The organism is Paenibacillus lutrae (assembly GCF_009757775.1).
In the GTDB taxonomy this organism is placed as follows: Bacteria; Bacillota; Bacilli; order Paenibacillales; family NBRC-103111; genus Paenibacillus_F; species Paenibacillus_F lutrae.
In genome coordinates this window covers 97428-103427 of sequence record NZ_RHLK01000016.1, presented here as the reverse complement: position 1 = coordinate 103427, position 6000 = coordinate 97428, and the positions used below count along the sequence as shown (strand labels likewise).

The 6000-nt window shown below is 35.0% G+C and carries 8 protein-coding genes; 2 read left to right on the top strand and 6 right to left on the bottom strand.

Features of this window, described 5'->3' with window-relative positions; all coding sequences use genetic code 11:
* Nucleotides 1-156: 156 nt before the first annotated feature.
* On the bottom strand, nucleotides 157-462 hold the full coding sequence (locus tag EDM21_RS20775) for a hypothetical protein (protein ID WP_157338332.1): 306 nt from the start codon (nucleotides 460-462) through the stop codon (nucleotides 157-159).
* A 387-nt stretch (nucleotides 463-849) separates the two neighbouring features.
* On the opposite strand from EDM21_RS20775, the gene EDM21_RS20770 reads away from it, so the two are divergent.
* Complete coding sequence (locus tag EDM21_RS20770; RefSeq protein ID WP_157338331.1) at nucleotides 850-1101, top strand: YolD-like family protein; 252 nt, start codon at nucleotides 850-852, stop codon at nucleotides 1099-1101.
* A gap of 270 nt (nucleotides 1102-1371) precedes the next feature.
* On the opposite strand, the gene EDM21_RS20765 is transcribed toward EDM21_RS20770, so the two are convergent.
* Nucleotides 1372-1725 (bottom strand): hypothetical protein, encoded by a 354-nt coding sequence (locus tag EDM21_RS20765; RefSeq protein WP_157338330.1) that lies wholly within the window; start codon nucleotides 1723-1725, stop codon nucleotides 1372-1374.
* A gap of 656 nt (nucleotides 1726-2381) precedes the next feature.
* Here EDM21_RS20765 and EDM21_RS20760 point away from each other — a divergent pair.
* The gene (locus tag EDM21_RS20760; protein ID WP_157338329.1) at nucleotides 2382-2756 is read left to right on the top strand and encodes a phage tail assembly protein; all 375 of its coding nucleotides are present in this window, start codon (nucleotides 2382-2384) and stop codon (nucleotides 2754-2756) included.
* Nucleotides 2757-3094: 338 nt separating this feature from the next.
* Here EDM21_RS20760 and EDM21_RS20750 read toward each other — a convergent pair whose 3' ends face one another.
* The 4 genes from EDM21_RS20750 to EDM21_RS20735 all read right to left on the bottom strand — a co-directional run bounded on the left by EDM21_RS20750 (nucleotide 3095) and on the right by EDM21_RS20735 (nucleotide 5790).
* Complete coding sequence (locus EDM21_RS20750; protein ID WP_157338328.1) at nucleotides 3095-3451, bottom strand: hypothetical protein; 357 nt, start codon at nucleotides 3449-3451, stop codon at nucleotides 3095-3097.
* Nucleotides 3452-3947: 496 nt separating this feature from the next.
* A complete protein-coding gene (locus EDM21_RS20745) occupies nucleotides 3948-4343 on the bottom strand; it encodes a hypothetical protein (RefSeq protein WP_157338327.1) in 396 nt (131 codons plus the stop codon).
* A 229-nt stretch (nucleotides 4344-4572) separates the two neighbouring features.
* Nucleotides 4573-5151, bottom strand: a complete 579-nt coding sequence (locus EDM21_RS20740; RefSeq protein WP_157338326.1) for a hypothetical protein — start codon at nucleotides 5149-5151, stop codon at nucleotides 4573-4575.
* Between the two features lie 24 nt (nucleotides 5152-5175).
* A complete protein-coding gene (locus tag EDM21_RS20735; protein WP_157338325.1) occupies nucleotides 5176-5790 on the bottom strand; it encodes a M57 family metalloprotease in 615 nt (204 codons plus the stop codon).
* Between the last annotated feature and the right edge of the window lie 210 nt (nucleotides 5791-6000).

The following is a 6000-nucleotide window of genomic DNA, read 5'->3' as shown; positions in this document are numbered from 1 at the left end:
GCCACCTGGCTTTGGAGAACCGGTGGCTCAAAACAGAAACTTACTGCATTTTTGAGTTTTTTATTTCTCCAAACAAGACAAACTCCTGAGTTCCATTCGGAACAAAGGAGTTTGTCTGCAATCTGAACCATCTTTAAAGATGGTTTTGTAAATCATTTATTCTTTTATGTATATGCCGTATTCAGGATCTATAATTTGCTTGGTATCTGCTTTAATGAGGTCCACACTCCGTGATGTTTCTGAATCAGGTAGATCTTTAGGGGAAGAATCCTTAACAAATTTACTGAACTCTGTATAAATCGCGCCTGTATTTTGCTTCCAATAACTTAATTCTTCTTCTGTTATTTTTCTAGGAGTGGTAACAGTCGTATTTAAAGCAAAGCTATTCGTAGTAACTGAAGCAACACTCATTGCCGCAATAGTAACGGATGCCAGGATAGTGATTTTAAAAGCTCTGTTCATTTTAACTGCACCCTTTCTGTATATCCTACCTTTTTCTGAAAAGGAAAATATGCCCTGATTAATCGCTAACGAAAAAGGCCTTTAAATCCATTATACATAAAATGGTAGTGAAAGGACATGTATAAGAAAATAGAAGGACTGGAAAGGAACTGCACTGTGGAGACGAGAAGGAAGAGGACAAAAAAAAGTGATTGGACCCGCGTCGCATGTACAACATACTCTTCCAGCGGCCGCTTAAGAAGATACGGGGCCCATGGTTTCCACCAGATATCTCAGCGCTTAAAAGAATAGGGAATCGCCTTATCTTATATAATACTGTTTGGTTTTGAGGATAGACTGTTCCCATGACTCATGCTAGTATATGATTTAACGGCAGGAGGTTTCATAATGGCAAAAACCAAAGTACCAAAGCGCCCAACACGTGATGAATTTGTTCTTGAAGAACTCGGAAATCAGCTCTCAGAGGCCTATCAAGAGAAATCAATAATCGTTCTGACTGTTTGGGGTTGTGAAGAGACAGTTAAAGGTTTGATAACGAAAATGGATTCCAGAACAGGTAAAGTGCATATGGAGACTGCGGAGGGAACGAATAAGGTTCCTTTTATGGATATCATGAGAGTTGATTATCCCAGAGATTAATCTTTTAAACTAGTTATTTATTTGCTTGATAGCAGTGAAAGTATAAACGAATAAATTAAATTAATCGATAGATGATGAACTTTTAGCCAGGTACTGTTTATTCATATCTTGAGTGCAAGAGTCAGCAGTTCTTACATTAGGAAAATCATACCTAAATTTAAAGCCTGGTTAGTTAAAACTAATCAGGCTTTAAATTTAATTAAAAGATACATTGAGGTCATCCGAAAAACTGGTAAAAGAAAGACTGGCAATAAGCCAGCCTGGATTTTACTAATTTTGATAGTTTTGAACCCAAACCGTTCCTAATCCTACTCCACTTCCAATAATCTGTGCATGATAATCACAAGCGCTGCTCATCCAATAGTCTGTACCACCATTAGAGGTAACAGTGTAAGAGAGACTTTTTGTTGGTTTGTTTGGGCAAGTTTCATAAAGGGTTACTTTCGCTTTGCCTGACGTAATCTTCCAACCAAAATGTCCATATTGGTTCTGACCCGTAATGAAAAGTGTATTATCATTTTGCCATCCAGTAATTTGAGTAGATCTAAAATCGTTTGCTGCAAATGCTAAAGAAGCTCCAATTAAACTAAAAAACATGGTCAGGATAACAACTTTCTTTTTCATAAAAACCTCCTAAAACTAATTTGTTTAAATACTTATGATTAATGTTAGCATTGTGTTTATATGTAAGGAATAGGTAATGATACCTAAATGAAATTGATGAAATATAGATTTATATCGAATTATGACTGTTTATCTGTGTATCAATACTTGGCCAAGGTGTAACTGCGTGAAGACATTTAGAAAACGTTTTAAAAAAATAAGTGTGAATGGATTTGAATTTCATTGTGTTCTAGATGAACACAATCATGGCATTTTAACCTTATGCTGCCGTCCACATGTTCAACTTTGACAGTTCTTTGAAAAAATCATTAGAATACTTAGGATATAAAAAAGACTCAAAAGATATGGGATTCAAATCAAGCTGCTAAGCTGTATTCCCGTGTATATTTTTTTATCTCTAGGCAAGGACGCATACTATTTTTGACTATATTCAACAAGAGAAGCATTTGGGTGGGAGGGAAGTTGATGAAAAGAGAACGAAGGGATCTTGAAGTAGAATTCAGAAAATTTGTTGATTTAATTAAAAATCCTTTTACACAATAGACTAAATTTATAAGTAATGACAGATTTGAGCTAATTGATGGGGCATAGGAACGGGAAATCCAGGATAGTGACAAATGTTGAGTAATACCCATTTTGAGTAAGGGGCGATTGTTATGGCATTTAAGACAGACTATGAGTTTGAATTACCGAGAGGGTTTGTAGATAGTAGTGGGAATATTCATAAAAAAGGAGTCATGAGACTCGCAACAGCCGCTGATGAAATTCTGCCAATGAGAGATCCGCGAGTTCAAGCAAATCCGCAATATTTAATGGTGATTTTACTTACAAGAGTTATCACTCGATTGGGTGAACTTCCAAATATTGATGCCAAAGTAATTGAAAATTTATTTACATCTGACCTTGCATTCTTGCAGGATTTTTACAAGAGAATTAATGAAGGTGAAGATCCAGTATTAACTGCTACTTGTCCGAACTGTAAGCATGAATTTATTGTTCCGATTTCGGTTGGGTACAAAGTAGAGGGGTAATCTTCTAATCTAGATAAAATAAGGGATAGAAATCAACGGAACTGTGTTTGCCAATAAAGGTAATCTCAATCATGATGAGTTTCTAGATAAATTTATCGAATTTGTAGAAGCTAACGGTTGGCAGTTTGGCGGTGGAACTAAGCAAATCAATGAGGACGGAGATTAAGATGCTGCTAAGAATAACGAGGCTGGGCTGCTAAAAGAAAGTATAGGGAAATGAAGCAAGTAATCAAACCTTTGCATGATTACGAAGAAGAATACAGAACTACAGGGTGTTAAGACAGATACATCTGAATTGAAAAGTGCCAACCTTAGTAGGATGACACTTTTCAAAGTCATTATTCATAGTTCTTTATTTCACCATTCACGGGGAAATCGCCATCTTTTGTAACATAGAGTTGATACGTACAACTAGAACTCATGTAATACCTTATTGTCTTAGTACCTCCGTCAGGCTCGTTATACTTGTACTGTTTTTGTGAGCCCTTGCAATATTCAAAAATAAAGCCAGAAAATGCACCACTTGCATTGATTGTTGCTATACCATATTGATTTTGTCCGGTAATAGCCATGGTTGCATCTGTGGTTCCAGTATATCCTGTCACATAAACTGAACTATAGTTCGTAGCAAATACAGTAGTTGTAGTCATCATTAAAATGAGCAATGTGAGGCCGATAATTTTTAACTTCTTCATAAGTGATTCCTCCTTTTCTATTAGATTAAATTTAACATAATATGTAACTATTTTCATGATCAATTGGTCCTGTTTGCCCGCAAATTATTGTTTGAATGGGATGAATATTGTCGAACTTGGAGAATGGGCCGAAGGAGATAATACGAAGAAAGCTAATAAAAGGGAAGTTTATATAATATCGACGGAGTGAAGGATTTGCTGACACAAGTCAAAGAAGCAAAAGAGCAATCGTATAAGATAGTGTTGCTTGATCAGCAAGCTGCTGATTAATATTTATGGGGACATAAAAAAGCAAAAATCATATTGTATACATCTATTCCCATGACTAGTCATTTCCAGTGAGAACGAATATAAATTAGCTTTTCATAATGAGTGAGAACCCCAAATTGTCTAACCAAATGAAAAAGAAATATAGTCGTCCATAAACTCGGTTAATCTCGAATAGCCGGTCAGTATAAATAATATACGACAAAATATTTGATCGATGTATCTTATATTAGTTTTTTTTAATATTATTTTCTTGCAATATTTCCGAGTAGAAAGCTTTTAAATCTGGTGTTAAAACGGTTCTATATGTTATTTTTCCCTTTCTGATGTAAATACTATCTTTAGCAACAACCCTACCAATTTCTTGTCCACTGTTAAATAAACGAATAGCTACACTACCGGAGGATGTATCTGGGAAAAATGGCACAAATATCGCATCGGAGAGTGTATTGTTGAGTTCTTTGATTGTATTTTGATCGTTTGTCGAAAACGAACCATCATGTTTGTTGATCTGTATTTCCTGAATTTGATCAAAAGCTATAAGTTCATTGCCCGTGTTGATATTGCTTGCTATAAACATAGATATTAAAACGGTTACTAAAAAGATGGTACTCTTCTTTTTCATATATTAACCTCCGCGGCGGTAGGAGTACATCCAGTTGAATTTATACCAATATTCTTCCAATGATTTATATCTGGAACATTTTAATTGAGATTAAAGAAAGGTAAAATATAAAATAAAATTATATAACAAATCAATATATACATTCATCTACAATTTATCACTTATTTTTAGACGAACAACTTGAAATAAAAATAGGAGCAATGTTTGCCCCTACTTCTTATCTCTATTACTACTGGCTACTTTTCTTTTGATTCTTTATCGCTTTTACAATCTCATCTTTAAATACTTTTTCAGACTTATCGCTCATTGTCATTAACGACTTACTAATTTGTTCAGTATTTTTTGTTACTTTTCCATTCACAACATTCCAAATTCCATCATCATAATTATAAGACCAATACTTACCGTCTTCTGTTTTTGTTAACAACAGAATGTATTCTTGCCCGACTTTCACAAAGTGTGCTGCAGATTTCTTATCATCATCTGAACCATGTTGAAGAAGTGTTAGTTGTTTGGTATCTACGTCGCCATATAAGACTTCGGTTACTTGAACTGTTGCTGGTGTAACGGGAAAGGAGAAACCTTGGCCAGGAACATCTGCTTCTCTTAAAGAAGAGTCTTCCTGCTTTATAACTGTGCCCTTAATAGCTACTTGAGTACCCCAAACCTGTTCGTTTAAAGGCAAGTTGTTATCTGCTACTGCTAAATGATTTTCAGACTGGACAGAGCTTGTCGAGATATATTGACCAACAAAAAAGCTTAGTGCGAGACAGGCGGCTGAAACTCCAATAAATATTTTTTTCTTCATAATGATATTTCCCTCCTATTGTGTTTATGGATATAAAGAATTCAATTCACCGATATCATAAGCGGTAACATCAGTGCCCTTAGAGAGCCCTTGAGCCATAACGGTTTGTACACCAATATATGCTGTATGACTAAGTCCAACAGCGTGGCCTATTTCATGTGCCACTAGAGCTTCTTTTTTATCCTGATTAGAGTATTCATAACCTTGATTAAAATAGATAGCAGCATAATCCGCTCTTGTTGGACAAAGATCATTTGGATCACTAAATGCCGCTCCGCTTGCACATGCAACACCATTATTGTAAGGGACAGTTACGGCATAATTAGTCGAGCCCCAACCATTTGAAGTCCATTGTGCTTTAGTAACACTGTGTAAATCTACATTTGCATTAGCTACAGTTGAACTCTGAATCGCTATATGTGCTCCTGCTGCACCATTCCATTTTGCGATTCCATTAGTAAAGGCGCTGCCGTTGTAAGTAGAATTAAGATTGCTCGTACTTGCTTTAACCAAAGCGAAATTTCCTGACTTATGAGCCCACTTAAAACCAAAAACGGTAGCGTTAGCATTAAAACCAGCAAAAAATAAACCAATACATGAAACAGTTAAAATGGTTCCAGTTATAATCTTCTTTTTCATTATGTGCACTCCTTTAAAATATATCATTAAATTATACTTTTACTTAATATTTGATTAAAATATACAATTGCGCAATTGTATTCGTAAGTCGACATAACCATGATAGTATATTTTTCCATTTTCTACAAGCTATAAATAAATTTAGTGAAAACATATATTGGTTGGTGAAGTTATGTTAACTAAAGGATTATTATATGTTATTGCCATTAA

Coding starts and splice junctions, on each gene's coding strand:
- EDM21_RS20775 (WP_157338332.1), bottom strand. CDS start 462: ATGAACAGAGCTTTTAAAATCACTATCCTGGCATCCGTTACTATTGCG.
- EDM21_RS20765 (WP_157338330.1), bottom strand. CDS start 1,725: ATGAAAAAGAAAGTTGTTATCCTGACCATGTTTTTTAGTTTAATTGGA.
- EDM21_RS20770 (WP_157338331.1), top strand. CDS start 850: ATGGCAAAAACCAAAGTACCAAAGCGCCCAACACGTGATGAATTTGTT.
- EDM21_RS20745 (WP_157338327.1), bottom strand. CDS start 4,343: ATGAAAAAGAAGAGTACCATCTTTTTAGTAACCGTTTTAATATCTATG.
- EDM21_RS20740 (WP_157338326.1), bottom strand. CDS start 5,151: ATGAAGAAAAAAATATTTATTGGAGTTTCAGCCGCCTGTCTCGCACTA.
- EDM21_RS20750 (WP_157338328.1), bottom strand. CDS start 3,451: ATGAAGAAGTTAAAAATTATCGGCCTCACATTGCTCATTTTAATGATG.
- EDM21_RS20735 (WP_157338325.1), bottom strand. CDS start 5,790: ATGAAAAAGAAGATTATAACTGGAACCATTTTAACTGTTTCATGTATT.
- EDM21_RS20760 (WP_157338329.1), top strand. CDS start 2,382: ATGGCATTTAAGACAGACTATGAGTTTGAATTACCGAGAGGGTTTGTA.